The organism is Azospirillum rugosum, assembly GCF_017876155.1.
Lineage (GTDB): Bacteria > Pseudomonadota > Alphaproteobacteria > Azospirillales > Azospirillaceae > Azospirillum > Azospirillum rugosum.
In genome coordinates, this window is record NZ_JAGINP010000029.1 from 85,723 (window position 1) to 101,393 (window position 15,671).

Here is a 15,671-nt window from a genome sequence, read left to right on the forward strand (position 1 = left end):
CGCTTCCCATCTGGTCTCGCGTTCCCCAGTCGAAGTGGTGCCGCGGGGCCGGTTTCCCAGCCCCGCGGGAGTTGTGGGGATCAGTGCAGCACCGTCGCGCCGGCCGCCGCCGGGGGCGTGTCCTGGCGGACGACCCAGTTGCGGCGCATCGGCTTCAGGACGCACAGGGCGAGCGCCGCGGTGCAGAAGTCGAGCACGCTGACCAGGGTGAAGACCAGCGGCCAGGACTGGGTCTGCTCGTAGATGAAGGCCGCCAGCGGCCCGCCGAGGATGGAGCCCACCGCCGTCGCGATCAGCAGGAAGCCGAAGTTGTTCGCGGCGTGGCGCGGGCCGAACAGGTCGCCGAGCAGCGACGGGAACAGGGAGTAGATCTCGCCCCAGCCGAAAAACACCACGCCGGTCAGCAGGACGAAGGCCAGCGGGTCGGTGCCGTACTTCAGCAGCAGCAGGATGGCCAGGCCCTCCAGCGCGAAGGCGACGACCATGGTGTTCTCGCGCCCCAGATGGTCGGACACCCAGCCGAAGAAGGGGCGCGTCAGGCCGTTGGCGACGCGGTCCACGGTCAGCGCCAGCGGCAGCGCCGCCATGCCGAACACCATGACGTCCTTGGTGATGCCGAAGTCCTTGGCGAAGGCGCCGATCTGCGAGATGACCATCAGGCCGCCGGTCGCCACCATCGTCATCATGACGAACAGCAGCCAGAAGATCGGCGTCCGCAGCATCTCCCGCGGGGTGTAGCTGCGCGAGGCCGCCATCTTCGCCTCCGCCGCGGCGCGGAAATCGGCCATATAGCCCTTGGGCGGCCGGGCCATTCCCTGGGCGGTCACCACGCAGATCGCACCCAGGATCGCGCCGAAGACCAGCAGCGTGTTCTGGTAGCCCATCGACTTGATGGCGATGTCGATCGGGAAGGTGGTGACGATGGCGCCGAAGCCGTAGCTGCCGGCCACCATCCCGATGGCGAAGCCGCGGCGGTCCGGGAACCACTGGGTCATCAGCTCCACCGCGGCGACGTAGATCATGCCGGTGCCGATGCCGCTGAGCACGCCGTAGGTGACGTAGAGCACCGGCAGGCTGGTCACGTAGGCCGAGGACATCCAGCTCGCCGCGACGAACAGGCCGCCGACGGTGGCGAACTGGCGCGGCGTGAACTTCTCGGCCAGATAGCCGTGCATCGGGCCGAAGCCGCACTGGAAGATGCTGAACAGCGCGATGGTGACCTGGAGCGCCGACAGCGACACCTGGAAGCTGCCCAGCATCGGCTGCACGAACAGCGCCCAGACATACTGCGGGCTGGAGATCGCCATCATCGCGATGACGCCGAGGACGAGCTGGCGCCAGCGCTGGCTGGTCTCCGGGCTGGCGGACGAATGCGCCGACGGTGTCGGGCCGAGCCGGGACAGCGGGTCGGGGTGCGTCTCGCGGGACATGGCGTTCCTCCTTGATCCGGTGCTGTTTTGGATGTTCTTGGGTTTTGAGGGCGCTTAGTGGGCCGATGCCGGCGCGTGGCGCTCGCGGTCGAAGGCGCGGGCGAGCAGCGACGGATCCTGCTTCAGCCGGTACTTCTCCACCCGGTGGGAGGAGGTGTGCGGCAGCGCATTCACGTAGACGACGAAGCGCGGGATCTTCATGGCCGCCATCCGGCCGTTGCACCATTCGACGATGGTCTCGGCGGGCGGGGGCTCGTCGCGGGGGACGAGCACCGCCATGATCTCCTCCTCGCCCAGCTCCGACGGCACGCCGATGGTGGCGGCCTCCAGGATGCCGGGATGTTCGGAGAGGATGCGGTCGAGTTCCGCGCCGGAGATGTTCTCGCCCCGGCGGCGGATGATGTCGCGCTTGCGGGCGACGAAGGAGTAATAGCCGTCCTCGTCGCGCCGGACGTAGTCGCCGGTGCGGAACCAGCCGTCCTGCATGGCCGCGCGCGTCTGCTCCGGATCGTCGAGGTAGTGCAGCGCCATGATCGGCGTCTTGACCAGCAGCTCGCCCATCTCGCCGACCGGCACCTCCCGGCCGTCGTCGTCCACGACGCGCAGCTCGACGAAGGTGTCGTCGAAGCGCGGGTGGCGCGCCGGCCGGCCGATGCTGCCGATCTTGTGCGGCCCCTCGAAGGGGTTGTTGCAGGCGCCGGGGATCTCCGACATCCCGTAGCCCTCGATCAGCGTCGGGACGTGGAACTCCTGCTGGAAGACCCGCATCATCTCGGCGCTGATCGGGCCGCCGTAGATCTTCGTGATGCGGTGGCTCGGGTCGAATTCGCTGCGCGGGCGGTTCGCCAGGATGTTGCCGAGCGCCGCCAGGATGTTGAACACCGTGGCCCCGGTTTCCGCCGCCAGCCGCCACAGGCGCGAGGCGCTGAAGCGGGGTACCGTGATCATCGCCGCCCCGGCCGCCAGCGCGCCGCCCCAGGAGTAGAAGAGGGCGTTGATGTGGAAGAAGGGCAGCACGGTCAGCAGCCGGTCCGACGGCTGGAGGTGCATCCGCTCCACGAAGGCCTCGCCGGCCCACACGTAGTTCTTCTGGCTGTGGACCACGCCCTTGGGAAAGCCGGTGGTGCCGGAGGTGTAGATCACCACGGCGGGGTCGTCGGGCTGCGGCTCGGGCAGGCCGATGGGGCCGTTGTCGCCGGCGTAGCGCGCGATCCGCGCGGTGATGGCGGCGACGTCCCGGTCGGCGGCGCCGATCTCGTCGAGCGGGAGGAGCCAGGGCACCTCCGCGAAGGCGCCGGTGATGCGCTCCACCCGCTCCAGGTCGGCGGTCTGGCTGGCGACGACGGTCGGGCGGGAGTGCTTCAGGATGTAGGACAGCTCGGCGTCGGTCAGGCCGGGGTTCATCGGCACGAAGACGGCGCCGACCTTGGCCGTGGCGAGAAAGACCAGCAGCGACACGTCGCTGTTCGGCGAGACCAGCCCGACGCGGTCGCCCTTGCGGATGCCGCGCAGGACCAGCGCGCGGGCCAGCAGGCCGCTGGCGTCGTCGATCTGGGCGTAGCTCCAGGTCCGGCCCTCGAACAGCAGGACCGGCCGGTCGGGTCCCGTGGCGCGGCGGGAGGCCAGCAGGGACGGGATGGTGTCGCCGTGCCGCGGGTAGAGGTTCAGGACGTCGCGTGGCTTCAGGTCGGTCGGCATGGGTGCCCCCTGGGGAATGGGTGTCGCGTGAGGAAGGCTGAGGCGCGTTACGGGGCCTCCTGCGCCTCGTGCTCCGTGCGCAGCCAAAGCTCCCGGGCGAGGGGGGAGCGGATTTCCTCCAGCAGGTGGGCGACCAGCCCGATGGTGCGGGCGATCAGCCCGATCCCGCGGCACACGCGCCAGTCCATGCCAAGCTCGCTGGCGATGGCGCCGATGGCCCCGGACACGTTGATCGGCAGGTGACGGCCCAGCGACCGCTCGGCCTCCGCCGCGACCAACTCCAGCAGCCGGACGTGGTTGCCGCGGAAGCCGTTCTCCGCGGCGATGGCGAGCAGGCGCGCGGTGCGCGGGTCGGCCTGCTTGTGGATTGGGTGCCCCAGGCCGGGGATGATGCGCTTCTCCGCCCGGAAGCGGGCGACGATGTCGCGGGCGAGATCTTGCAACTGCTCCTCCGACGCGTCCGCCGGCTTGGCCTCCTGGAGCAGCCGGGCCGCGCCCTCGATGCTGCCGACGAAGACCGTGCCGACGCCGCTGAGGCCCGCCGCCACCGCCGCCTGGAGGGAGTCCGGCGCGCCGAGGTAGGTCAGCCGGGCGGCCAGCACGCTGGGCGTCAGGCCGTGTTCGACCAGCGCGACGACCAGCGCGTTGAAGACGGCGTCCTCCTGCGGGTTGGGCAGCCGCCCCCAGATTTCCAGGAAGGCCATTTGGCCGAGGTCGACCTTGCCGAGGATGTCGGTGGTCAGGTCGAGCCCATGGATACGGATGCTGTCCGCATCGCTGCGGCAGATCGCGCTGCGCATCGCAACTCTCCGAGATTTTTCAAACGGAATGGGTGACGGGGGCTGCCGCGGCAGCCCGCCGTTCAGGTCAACCGGCGTCAGTCCTGAAGCGCCGGTTCCGTCACCGGGCAGAGCACGAAGTCGTACTCGGCCGTGTAGAAGGGGGTGTCCATGGCCTCGCCGGTGGGGGCGGTGCCCGGTTCGTGCCGTTGGAAGTCGATGACCAGCGAATCCTTGACGCCGAACACGGCGTCGGAGTCGAGGTAGGCGTCGCCCGACACGAACAGCTGGGTGGTGACCGTCTGATAGCCGGGGGCCGAGACGATCATGTGGATGTGCCCCGGCCGGAAAGGATGGCGCCCCATCCGGTTCAGCATCGTGCCGACCGGGCCATCCGTCGGCACCGGGTAGGAGGCCGGGCGGATGGAGCGGAACCAGTAGCGGCCCTCCGCGTCGGTGCGCAGCTTGCCGCGCGCCCGCATCTCCGTCTGGCCGGGCAGCTGCATGTCGTAGTTGCCCTCCCCGTCGCCCGACCAGACGTCGAGCAGGGCGCCTGCCACCGGGCGGCCGTCGAGCGTCACGACGCGGCCGGAATAGAAGGTCGGCTCCCCCTTCACGTCCACGGCCAGATCGCTGCCGAGCGGCCGTTCCGGGGCGCCTTCCCAATAATAGGGGCCCTGGACCGCGGATTGGAGCGCGCCGGCCGGCTTCCGGTTGTTGATCGCGTCCACCAGCATCGAAACGCCCAGCGTGTCGGACAGCAGGATGAACTCCTGCCGCTTGTCGGTGCAGGTCTGGCCGGTCGCGGTGAGGAACTGGATGCCGGCCATCCACTCCGCCTCCGTCAGGTTCACCTCGCGGACGAAGTCGTGCATGTGGCGGACGAGCGCCGTCATGATGGTCTTGAAGCGCGGATCCTCGCATTCCGCGAACCGGTCGAGCACCGCGCCGGTGATGCTGGCTTCGCTGAACTCGCGCATCGTTCCCCCCTGGGTGCGCCGCCGTCGGACGGCGGTCGTCGTTTGCGTCGCGGACGGACGGTGCAAGGCCGCCGCCATCCGCGCTCCGGAATGTTTGTACGTCTACCGTTTCCCCGGCCAGCGGTGAAATGATAGATTTTCATCGTAACGATCGATGCCATCGATGGATGGCGCCATGGGAAGGGCTGGGGCGTGGAGCTGAGACATCTGCGGTACTTCGCGGCGCTGGCGGAACGCCTGAACTTCACCCACGCGGCGGAGAAGGTGCACGTCACGCAGTCGACCCTGTCGCACCAGATCAAGCAGCTGGAGGACGAGGTCGGCCAGCGCCTGTTCGACCGCGTCGGCAAGCGGGTGGTCATGACGGAGGCGGGGGAGCTGCTGCTTCCCGCCGTCACCAAGGCCCTGCGCGAGATCGACGACGGGCTCCGGACGCTGAAGGGAACGGGGCGGCCGTTGAGCGGCATGGTGCGCATCGGCGCCACCCACACCTTCAACATCAGCCTGATCCCGACCTGCCTCGCGACCTTCCTGACCAACAACCCCTCGGTCCGGGTGACGGTGGAGGAGCTGTCGGCGGCGGAGATCGAGGAGCGGATCGAGGCCGACGAGCTGGACATCGGCATCGCCTACCGGCCCGTGGAGCTGCGCGACCTGTGGTTCGAGCCGCTCTACAACGAGGAGATGGTGCTGGCGGTCGGGCCGGAGCATCCCTTCGCCCACCGCAAGCGCATCCGGATCATCGAGCTGCATCGGCAGAAGATGGTCCTGCTGCCGAAGGAATTCTCGACGCGGCAGATGCTCGACGGCTGCTTCCAGTCGGTGGGCGCGGAGCCGGTCGTGGTGGCGGAGACGAACACCATCGCCGCGATGCTCAGCCTCGTGCGCCGCATGGAGATCGCCGCCATCGTGTCGGAGCAGGCGGTGTCGGAGCTGGCGGACGTGCGCATCGTCGCCCTGGAAAGCCCGACGCCCATGCGCACCCCCGGCATCCTGTGGAAGCGCGACGGCGAACGGGCGGCGGCCGTCCGGTCCTTCGCGGCCATCGTGCGGCGGGCCGTGTCCAGCGCCAAGCTGAAGCGCCCGCAGGAATAGGCAGCGGCGGGTACGAATCATTCGTGCAGTACGCAACAGAATGCGATTGCAAATCATTATCATTACGTGATCGGATTTGCGGACAAACCGCGTCGATCAGGTCAGAGGGTGATGATGGGCAAGACAGGCGACTTTACGCCCGATCCGGGTTCGGAAGCGCACGGCTCCGGAAAGGGTCGGGACCGGTTGGGCTGGGGACGGCTGGTCATCGCGCTGGACGCCCTGCTTGCGAAACGGAACGTCACGTCGGCGGCCAAGGATCTCGGGATTCAGACCCCAGCGCTTAGCCGGCTTCTCGGCCAGTTGCGGGACGAGTTGGGCGACCCGCTCTTCGTCCGGTCGGGCCGTGGCCTTGTCCCCACCCCCTTCGTCGAGGCCTTGCGGCCGAAAATCCGCGCGATCGCGGTGGACATCGACGCGCTGTTCGACCCCGGGACGGAGCTTCCGCCATCGGAGATGCCGTTCGATCCGCGCTGGAACGTGCCGACCGACATTCCGACCCCGCCGCTGCGCGTCCGTCCGGCCGATCCGCTGGACGCCATCGGCCCCGGCGCTATCAATCCGGGGGATACGCCCAGCGGCCGGCTGGCCCGGCACATCGGGGTGCTCGGCATCGGCGGCGGCGGGCACGGCCGGCCGCTGACGGTGGAGGAGGCCGAGGACGCCATGGCGATCATCCTGGCCGGGGAGGCGGACCCGGTGCAGATCGGCGCGCTGCTGGGCATGATGCGTATGCGCGGCTCCACCGCGCCGGAGATCGCCGGTTTCGTGCGGGCAATGCGCGCCCATGTCGCCGGCCGGCTCGGCCAGCCGATCGAGGCGGACGTGGACTGGCCCTGCTTCACCTCGCCCAACTACCACAACCCGCCGTGGTTCTTTCACGCGGCGATCCTTGTGGCGCGCGCCGGGCGCCGGGTTCTGCTGCACGGCAGCACGGGCGCCGGACGCGCGTCGGGGCGGCATGAGGTCGTCGCGTCGGCGCTGGGAATTCCGGTCTGCAAGACGACGGAGGACATTCCGTCAGCCCTGGCCGGGAGCCGCATCGCCTACGTCCCCCTGGCCGCGCTCGCCCCGCAGATTTACCAGCTGGTCGGGCTGTACCGGCTGATGCAGACACGCTCGGCCGTGATGGAGGCGGTGCATCTGCTCAAACCTGCCGGCGGCACGATCACCCTTCTCGGCGTGGCGAAGCCCTCCTACCGGGATCTGCACCGCGACGCCGCCCGGATCCTCGGATGGAAGAGCATGGCGGTGCTGGGCAGTGTGCGCGACGTCGCCCAGTTCACGCCCTTCCGCCCAACCACCATCCACCGCCTCGTCGATGGCGAGGCCGACGACTTGGTGCTGCCGGCCCTGATGCGCGAGCCGCCGGCGACCCCGCGGCCGCGCGGCACCAACCTGGACTATTGGGAAGGCGTGTGGACCGGAGCCATCCGCGACGCCCGGGCGGAGCGGATCATCGTCAGCACCGCCGCCTTCGCGCTCTTCTCCATTCCGGGTGGCAAGGGCATGAGCTTCGACGAGGCCATGCGCCAAGCCGAGGCCCTGTGGAAGACCCGCCGCGACGTGTGACGGCGCCGTGAATTGGCCATCGCGACGCCTCCTGCGCAATGAGAATGATTTTCATTATCTATGTGGCGTCTGGGCAACACAGGCTGGAGCGAGCCCGGTTCCACCGCCCGGATGGCGTCTGTGTGCCCCAGGATCAGCGTACGAAAGCTTTGAAAATGCTGGAGAAAAAATCCGGATGCGCTGTTCGGGTCGCGATGGGGTGGACAACCCTCCAAAGGCGGCGCGGCAACCGTCTTCCACTTAAGAACGAGTCGCAACAAGTGTGTTTTTGCAAATTAGAATGATTCTGAATATTCGCAATTGAAGCAGGGAACTCCCCCATTGGTAGATAGCCCCCACCGATCGTTTCATTCGCCCACGACGCATTTCGAGAGAGCCCGATGCCGCAGAACACCGTTCCCGATCGCCTGAGACCCATCATCGCCGGCGCCGCCGCGACGGCCGGCCTTGCCATGACCTTCTCCTCCCTGACGACGGCGGCGGACGCGCAGACGGCGGGCACGGGCAACGCTCCGGCGCCCGGCCCGTCGTCCGGCGATGCCCTGGTGCTGGACCCCGTCCGTGTCGACGCCAACCGGCCGGCGGAGACGGGCAACGTCAACGCAGCGCCCACCGGCATCTCCCGCCTGCCGGAAACGGTGAAGGACACGCCGCGCGTCGTCAACGTCGTGCCGGAGGAGATCATCGAGCAGCAGCGCGCCACGACGCTCGAACAAGTCCTGCGCAACGTGCCCGGCATCACCATCTCGGCCGGCGAAGGCAACGGCGGGCAGACCGGCGACCAGTTCCGCATCCGCGGCCTGAGCGCCCGCGGCGACATCTACACGGACGGCCTGAAGGACTTCGGCGTCTACACCCACGACACCTTCAACACCGAGTCCGTGCAGGTCTTCAAGGGTCCGTCGGGCAACGGCTTCGGCGTCGGCAACTCCGGCGGCGTCATCAACCAGGGCACCAAGAAAGCCCGGCTGGACTCGCGGTACAACGTGGAGCAGTCGGTCGGCAGCGGCCCGACCTACCGCACCACCGTCGACGTCAACCAGAAGATCAGCGACACGGCGGCGCTGCGGGTGAACGGCCTCTACCAGAAATCGACGATCCCCGACCGTGACGAGGGCAAGGCTGACCGCAAGGGCGTCGCTGCCGACCTCGGCCTGGGGCTGGGCACCGACACGACCTGGCACCTCAACTACGCTTTCCTTAAGGGCGAGAAGACACCGGATCAGGGCCAGCCGATGCTGCTCGGGCGTGACGGCGTCTACCGGCCGATCGGCGAGTATGGGCTCGACCGCTCCACCTCCTACATCCGCAACCTCGACCGCGACGACACCACGAACCACATCGTGACCTCGACCTTCGCGCACGAGGTGAACAAGACCCTGTCGGTCTACAACGACTCCCGTTACAGCCATTACGAGCGCGACATCGCCGTCACCACCCCCGGCCCGCTGAACGGTGCCGCCGCCGCCAGCTTCCTGAACGGCGGCAACCCGGCGCTGCCCTACGGCGCCGGCGGCGGTTCCGCCTACAAGCAGGAGGGCTGGGGCGTGCAGAACGTCGCCGGCGCCAAGCTGCAGGGTGAGCTGTTCGGGCTGCTGCACAAGCTGAACGGCGGCATCGACGTGAGCTACCAGAGCGACAAGCGGCGGAACGGCGCCTGGGTCAACCGGGTCAACAACCAGACGGTCCGGACGCCGATCCACAATTACACCGCCAACGCCTTCCTGACCTACCCGACCACCGGCGGGCGCGAGGCCAGCGTCACCAACACCGGCCTGTTCGCGACCGACCGCATGTGGCTGTTCGACCAGCTGTCGGTCCAGGGCGGCGTGCGCTGGGATTACTTCCGCACCAGCTTCAGCGCCAACGACCCCGCGGTCGCCAGCGGCACCGCGACCACCCGCACCTGGAGCCCGTCGGTCAGCCTGATCTACGAGCCGACCAAGGATTCCTCGCTGTACTTCTCCTACGCGCGGTCCGCCAAGCCGATCGGCACGGACATCGCCGCCGCGGTGGCCAACGGCACGGCGGAAAACCCGCGCAACGGGCGGAGCTTCGACCCGGAGAAGACCGACCTGTACGAGGTCGGCGGCAAGGCGGACTTCCTGGACGGCCGCCTGGGCGTCAACGCCGCCCTGTTCCGCCTGGAGAAGAGCAACACCTACGCGGTGGACCCGGCCACCGGTGCTGTGACCGACGGCTTCTCCGAAGCCGGTCTCGGCACCCGCGTCCAGGGCTTCGAGGCGGGCATCAGCGGCAAGGTGCTGCCGGGCCTCAGCGTCTACGGAAGCTACGCCTTCCTGGACGGCGAGGTGACCGAGTCCCGCACCAACCCCGCGGTCGTCGGCCGCAACGCCCCGAACGTCCCGAAGCACAACGCCAGCCTGTGGACGACCTACGAGTTCGAGGTCGGCCTGCCGGGCAAGTTCGCCGTCGGCGGCGGCGTCCAGTACGCGTCGGACTATTGGGCGGACAGCGCCAACACGGGCCGCATGCCGGAGACCGTCTCGCTCGACGCGCTGGTGTCCTACGAGTACCGCAACCTGTCGCTCCAGCTGAACGCCTACAACTTGACCGACCACCGCAACTACACGGCCGCCTTCAACGCCTCGCGCGCCGTGCCGGCGGCCGGGCGGACCGTCCTGCTGACGGCCGGCCTCACCTTCTGACCGCAGCGGTCGGGCCGTCCGATGGGGCGGCCCGGCCGGTTTCTTGAGAGGACGTTCCCCGTTGCTGCTGCAAATCCCCGATATCCTCGCGGCCGACGAGGTCGCGCATTGCCGGGCGGTGCTGGAGGCGTCGCCCTGGGTGGACGGCCGCGTCACCGCGGGCGCCCAGGCGGTGCAGGCCAAGCGGAACCTCCAGATCCCGGAGGAGAGCGAGACCGCCCGCGAACTGGGCGTGGTCATCCTGAAGGCGCTGGGCCGCAACCCGGCCTTCAACTCCGCCGCCCTGCCGCTGCGCGTGCTGCCGCCCATGTTCAACCGCTACGACCAGGACATGACCTACGGCTGCCACGTGGACAACGCCATCCGCAGCATTCCCGGCAGCGGCGGCCTGCGCCTGCGCGCCGACGTGTCCACCACGATCTTCCTCAGCGACCCCGCCGACTATGACGGGGGCGATCTGGTGGTGGAGGACACTTACGGCATGAAGGCGGTGAAGCTGCCGGCGGGCCACGCGGTGGTCTACCCGTCCAGCAGCCTGCACCAGGTCACGCCGGTGACGCGGGGGTCGCGCTGGGCGTCCTTCTTCTTCACGCAGTCGCTGGTGAAGGACGACGGCTTGCGGGCCATGCTCTACGACCTGGACGTCGCCATCATCGCGCTGCGCGGGGAGCTGGGGGACGGGCACCAGGCCGTGCTGTCGCTGGTGAACCACTACCACAACCTTCTGCGCCGTTGGGCCGAGGTGTGATGGCCACCGAAACCACGGGCGCCGCGGCGGCGCCGGGCATCATCGACGTGCAGTTGGCGCTGGGCCAGATCTGCCTCGACCGCGGCAGCGCAGCGCAGGCGGCGGAGTGGTTCCGCATCGCCGCGCGCAGCGGCGACGCGCGCGCGATCAATATGATGGGGCGCTGCTTCGAGCGGGGCTGGGGTGTCCCGGCCGACCCCGGGCAGGCCGCTGCCTGCTACCGCAAGGCCGCCGACCGCGGCGACGCCTGGGCGCTGTTCAACCTGGCCGACCTGCATTGCCGGGGGGAGGGCGTGCCGGCCGACGACGCGGCCGCCTACCGGCTCTACGCCGCCGCGGCGCGCAAGGGGCACGCGAAGGCGCTCAACATGTTGGGCCTGTTCCACGAATGCGGGCGGGCCGTGCCGGTGGACGGAGCCGCCGCGCGCGCCTTCTTCCAGGCCGCGGCGGAGGGCGGGGACTGCTGGGGCCGCTTCAACCACGCCCGTATGCTGATACTCGACGGCCGGCTGGAGGAGGCGCTGCCGTGGTTCCGGCGCGCGCTCGACGCCGGCTTCCCCGATTTCTACCGCTGCATGGCCGACGCCCTGGCCGGCCACCCCGATCCCAGGCTGCGGGCGCTGGCGCGGCAGGCCGCGGCCATGGCCGAAGCTGGAACCCCGTCATGATCGTTCCGCCCGACACCGTGTCGCTGTCCGACTACGAGCGGCATTTCACCGACCGAGTCGATCCGGCGACCCGCGCCTACATCGCCGGTACCGGTGCCGATGGCATCACCCAGCGGGCCAACCGCGAGGCCTTCGACCGCCTGCGCCTGATGCCGCGCGCCCTGCGCGACCTGTCCAATGCCAGCGCCCGCGCGACCCTGCTGGGCGAGGCGATGGCCTACCCGATCATCGTGGCGCCCATGGCCTATCACCGGCTGCTCCATCCGGACGGGGAGCGCGCCACGGCCGCCGCAGCGGCGCTGACCGGCACCTGGATGACCGTCAGCACGCAGGCCAGCGTCACGCTGGAGGAAGTCGCCGCCACGGCGCCCGGCAACCCGCTGTGGTTCCAGCTCTACCTGCGGCCCCGGCCGGAGGACACGCTGGCCCTGATCCGCCGGGCGGAGGACGCCGGTTACCGCGCGCTGGTGCTGACGGTCGACGCGCCGGTGAACGGCCTGCGCAACATGGAGCAGCGCGCCGGCTTCCGGCTGCCGGAGGGCATCGCGCCGGTCAACCTCGCCGGCATGGCCCCGGACGAGGTTGTGGGGCGGCGACCCGGCAGCCCAGTGTTCCAAGGCATGCTCCAAAACGCCCCCACCTGGGACAGCGTGGCGTGGCTGTGCGCGCAAACGCGGCTCCCCGTCCTGCTGAAGGGCATCCTGAACCCGGAGGACGTGGAACCCGCGGTGGCGGCCGGGGCGGGCGGCCTCATCGTGTCCAACCACGGCGGGCGGACGCTCGACACGCTGCCGGCGACGATTGAGGCGCTTCCCTTGGTGGCCGCGGCGGCGGCCGGGCGCCTGCCCATCCTGATGGACGGCGGCATCCGGCGCGGCACGGACATCCTCAAGGCCATCGCGCTGGGCGCCGACGTGGTGATGGTCGGCCAGCCCGTGCTGCACGCCCTGGCGGTCGGCGGCGTCGCGGGCGTCGCCCACGCGCTGACGATCCTCCAGACCGAGCTGGAGGTCGCCATGGCGCTGACCGGGCGGGCGCGGCTGGCCGACATCGACCGCTCGGTGATCTTCGACCCGCCCCGGTCCTGAAAGCTCAGGCGGGTGGTGTGTCCGGGGCGCCGCCCACCGCTCCGTTCAGCGTGCGCAGCATGCGCGCGAAGGAGGTCGCCCCGGCGCTGCGCATCGGCACGAAGGGCTTGCCCATGCGCCGGCAGAGCCCCTTCACGCGCAGGCAGGCGTTGTGGCTGACGCAGTCGATGGGGCAGACCACCACGTCCGCCTGCTCCACGAGGCACGCGAGGCCGTGGGTCGTCTGCTCGATCCCGCCGTCGTGGTGCAGGAGCGAGCCGTTGCGCGTCTCCACCGCGGCGCGGAGGTGGGGCAGGGTACCCGGCCGCCCACCGACGTAGAGGATGGCTTGGCCGTTGAGATCGGCGGGCGCCTCTGCATCCGCCTCGTCCGTCCGGGCGGTTGGAACCGGTTGGGGACGCAGGGCAGGCGGGCCGTCGAGAAGCGGGCGCAGCCGGTCCAGTTCGGCCTCCGCGCTGCGGGCGCGCATCCGCTCCGCGGTGAGACGGCGCCGCAGCACCTCCACCTCGCGCTGCAAGCGCCCGCTGGCGCGCTGCGGCGGGGACGGAATCTCGCGCGCCGGGCTCGCGACGCTGCGCCGCTTCGCCAACTGCGCTTCAAGGTCGCGGATACGCGCGTCCCGCTCCGCCAGATGGTCCGCCGCCGCGCGCTCGTTCCGGGCCAGCCGCTCCTCCAGCTCGGCGCAACGCCGCGCCAGTTCCTGGTTGTCGCGAAGCTGGCGGCGGCTCTCGCCCCCCATGATGTGGGACAGCATATGGACATCAGAAAAGGCGCGCGCCCGCACCGCGTCGGGAATGCCGGCGTGGCTCAGCACCGCCCAATAGGCCTGGGCGACCGCCCCCGACGCGACCGAGGCCTCCCACTGCGCCAGCCAGCCCTCCTCGGTCGTCTCCTTCGCGAAGCGGCGGATGGCGCCGGCCGCCGACTCGTCCAGGCGCCGCTGCATGAGGCGCGCCTCCGGGCCGTTGGTGCCCGCCCGCTCCACGAAGTAGCGGTGGATGTCGTAGGGCCGAGCGTCCGCGGCCAGCGTCAGGCGGAGGCGTCGGCACAGCCACGCGACGTCGTCCGAGGACAGGCAGGTGCCCACGATGGAACAGTGGAACTCGCCGGGGATGGTCCACAGCTTGCGGCGTCCGCCGCGGCTCGGCAGCGGAAGGGCGTCCTTGGTTCGGCAGCGTTCACACAACGTCCAGGCTCCCGCCTTTGCGTGGTTTCGGATGCGTCGCCCGGTCGCGACCGTGCGTGCCCGAACAGTAATGCAAATCATTATCAGTTGCAAATCGCAGAAGCGAGGGATGGGATTGCTTCGATGGTGGCGTGCAGCTTGTTGACAAGCCTAAGCTTTGCCATACAAAAGAAACAGCACAAATCATGAACATTGTGCTAGGGTCCAAGCATGCGCGCCGCGCCGGCTGGTTCGGACCGGTCCTTCGGCGAGGCGAACCGTTCACCGATGCGAGGTTTTTCTATGGCGTTCAAGCGCGTCAGCCAGACGACGTTGCCACCCCGCCGCTGGGCCCTGAAGGGCTACTACGGCGACGGGAAGTCAACCTTCATCCTGGCCATGCAGCAGCCCACGCTGATGATCGACGCCGACGGGCGCCGGCATGAGCTGAAGGGCGGCGAACTGTACGAGTTGAGCGAGGAGGCGGCCGACCACCGCTCCGTCGAGCGCATCCAGGATCTGCTGGACGCCAACATGCCCGGTTCCGACATCCGGACCATCGCCATCGACAGCGTGACGTCGCTGATCGGCGTCTCCATCGCCCGGGCCATGCTGGACAACGCGGCGGACCGCAACCGGAACAAGAACCAGGCCTGGGTCGACAAGGCGGAAAAGATGCGCCTCCTCCAGGACGCGGTTACCGCGCACGGCACACATGTGCTGTGGATCTGGCACCTGGAGGACGCGCAGCTCAACGGCAAGGCGCAGATCCGGGAAACCCTGCCGGAGACGGAACGCGAGCGCCTGTACCGCTCACTCAACGCCTCCCTGCGCATCGTGCGCGAGGAGGAGCGCCGCGGCGTCCTGGTCGAGTGGTCGCGCGAGGGACCCTCGGGCATGATCGTCTGGGACGAGGACGGTCATTGGAAGGGCGTGCCGGAGCGCATCGAGGCGGCGATCTATGGGCAGGACGGCGGCTCCAAACCCACCCAGCCCGCATCCAAGGAGGGCGAGGCGGAGGGCGTGCTGACCTTCTACACCCCGGCGGAAGCCGTGGCGTGGGGCGTCGATCAGGGCGCCTACCCGACGGCCGAGGCGGCCCAGGCGGCCTACGATCAGCTGAAGGCCGAACGCGGGCCGCGCAACGCGCGCGAGATGTACCGGGCCTGGATCGACCTGGTCCAGCAGCGCGTGCCGCAGCGCCGCCGCGCGTGACCGCCTGCCGTCGCTCTGCGGCTGTTCCCTCTGCGGCTGTTCCACCCGCGTCCCCGTTGCGTGTGTGGTCTCCTCCGGGGTGAAAAGGCGCGGCGTTGGGCCCCCGCCGTGGGCTCATGCAAATGACGCCGCGATCATGGACGACGTGGCCGCGCGCTTGGTGGGGAGGCGGGTGACGGAAGGGACGGAAACCGGGCGCCTGACGCGGCTGCGAAGAAAAGCGACGGGGGGTGAAAAAAGCTCTTGCTCGGTTTGGCCGACCGGCCTATATACCGCCTCCCCGGCGCGGCGCTGCTGACGAAGCGGCGAAACGCCAAGGGGAACGGAAGACAAGACGAAGTATCGTCGGGCCAGCGTGAAAACAAAGGCTTGACAGCGCAAGTCGAAGCTTCTAAATACGGCAGCCTCGCCGCGCCGCCCTTCCGGGCCGGACGCCGGCGCCGCAGCGGTTCTCGGGGTGATCCCCGGCGGACCGCGGGTTCTTGGATAAGTGGATACCGTGTTGTGAGAAGGGATGCGCAGGCGGCGGTGATGAGCCGTTGTGGTCCGCGGGCTGGTTCCTGG

Annotated in this window: 12 protein-coding genes; 7 read left to right on the plus strand and 5 right to left on the minus strand. The window is 69.5% G+C overall.

Annotated elements, in window-relative coordinates:
• Positions 1-80: 80 nt before the first annotated feature.
• From oxlT to J2851_RS30440, 4 genes are all read right to left on the minus strand, one after another.
• Entirely contained in the window at positions 81-1,430 is a 1,350-nt protein-coding gene (gene oxlT, locus J2851_RS30425) for an oxalate/formate MFS antiporter (protein WP_209771315.1), read from the minus strand.
• A gap of 54 nt (positions 1,431-1,484) precedes the next feature.
• Positions 1,485-3,128 (minus strand): class I adenylate-forming enzyme family protein, encoded by a 1,644-nt coding sequence (locus tag J2851_RS30430; protein WP_209771318.1) that lies wholly within the window; start codon positions 3,126-3,128, stop codon positions 1,485-1,487.
• 47 nt (positions 3,129-3,175) lie between these two features.
• Entirely contained in the window at positions 3,176-3,928 is a 753-nt protein-coding gene (locus tag J2851_RS30435) for a citryl-CoA lyase (protein WP_209771322.1), read from the minus strand.
• 77 nt (positions 3,929-4,005) lie between these two features.
• Positions 4,006-4,887, minus strand: coding sequence for an intradiol ring-cleavage dioxygenase (locus tag J2851_RS30440; RefSeq protein ID WP_209771326.1), 882 nt, complete (start codon positions 4,885-4,887; stop codon positions 4,006-4,008).
• A 192-nt stretch (positions 4,888-5,079) separates the two neighbouring features.
• Here J2851_RS30440 and J2851_RS30445 point away from each other — a divergent pair, with 192 nt between their 5' ends.
• From J2851_RS30445 to J2851_RS30470, 6 genes are all read left to right on the plus strand, one after another.
• A complete protein-coding gene (locus J2851_RS30445) occupies positions 5,080-5,982 on the plus strand; it encodes a LysR substrate-binding domain-containing protein (protein ID WP_209771328.1) in 903 nt (300 codons plus the stop codon).
• Between the two features lie 111 nt (positions 5,983-6,093).
• Entirely contained in the window at positions 6,094-7,554 is a 1,461-nt protein-coding gene (locus tag J2851_RS30450; protein WP_209771330.1) for a glycosyl transferase family protein, read from the plus strand.
• A 380-nt stretch (positions 7,555-7,934) separates the two neighbouring features.
• Positions 7,935-10,223, plus strand: a complete 2,289-nt coding sequence (locus tag J2851_RS30455) for a TonB-dependent receptor (RefSeq protein ID WP_209771332.1) — start codon at positions 7,935-7,937, stop codon at positions 10,221-10,223.
• Between the two features lie 61 nt (positions 10,224-10,284).
• Positions 10,285-10,971 (plus strand): Fe2+-dependent dioxygenase, encoded by a 687-nt coding sequence (locus tag J2851_RS30460; RefSeq protein ID WP_209771334.1) that lies wholly within the window; start codon positions 10,285-10,287, stop codon positions 10,969-10,971.
• On the plus strand, positions 10,971-11,639 hold the full coding sequence (locus J2851_RS30465) for a tetratricopeptide repeat protein (RefSeq protein ID WP_209771336.1): 669 nt from the start codon (positions 10,971-10,973) through the stop codon (positions 11,637-11,639). The genes J2851_RS30460 and J2851_RS30465 overlap by 1 nt, the downstream gene beginning before the upstream one ends.
• Positions 11,636-12,727 carry an alpha-hydroxy acid oxidase gene (locus tag J2851_RS30470; protein ID WP_209771337.1) on the plus strand — a complete coding sequence of 364 codons (1,092 nt, stop codon included), beginning with the start codon at positions 11,636-11,638 and terminating at the stop codon, positions 12,725-12,727. The genes J2851_RS30465 and J2851_RS30470 overlap by 4 nt, the downstream gene beginning before the upstream one ends.
• Before the next feature lie 4 nt (positions 12,728-12,731).
• On the opposite strand, the gene J2851_RS36095 is transcribed toward J2851_RS30470, so the two are convergent.
• A complete protein-coding gene (locus J2851_RS36095) occupies positions 12,732-13,913 on the minus strand; it encodes a DUF2325 domain-containing protein (protein WP_246501041.1) in 1,182 nt (393 codons plus the stop codon).
• A gap of 282 nt (positions 13,914-14,195) precedes the next feature.
• Here J2851_RS36095 and J2851_RS30480 point away from each other — a divergent pair, with 282 nt between their 5' ends.
• Positions 14,196-15,107, plus strand: coding sequence for an AAA family ATPase (locus J2851_RS30480; RefSeq protein ID WP_209771339.1), 912 nt, complete (start codon positions 14,196-14,198; stop codon positions 15,105-15,107).
• Positions 15,108-15,671 lie beyond the last annotated feature (564 nt).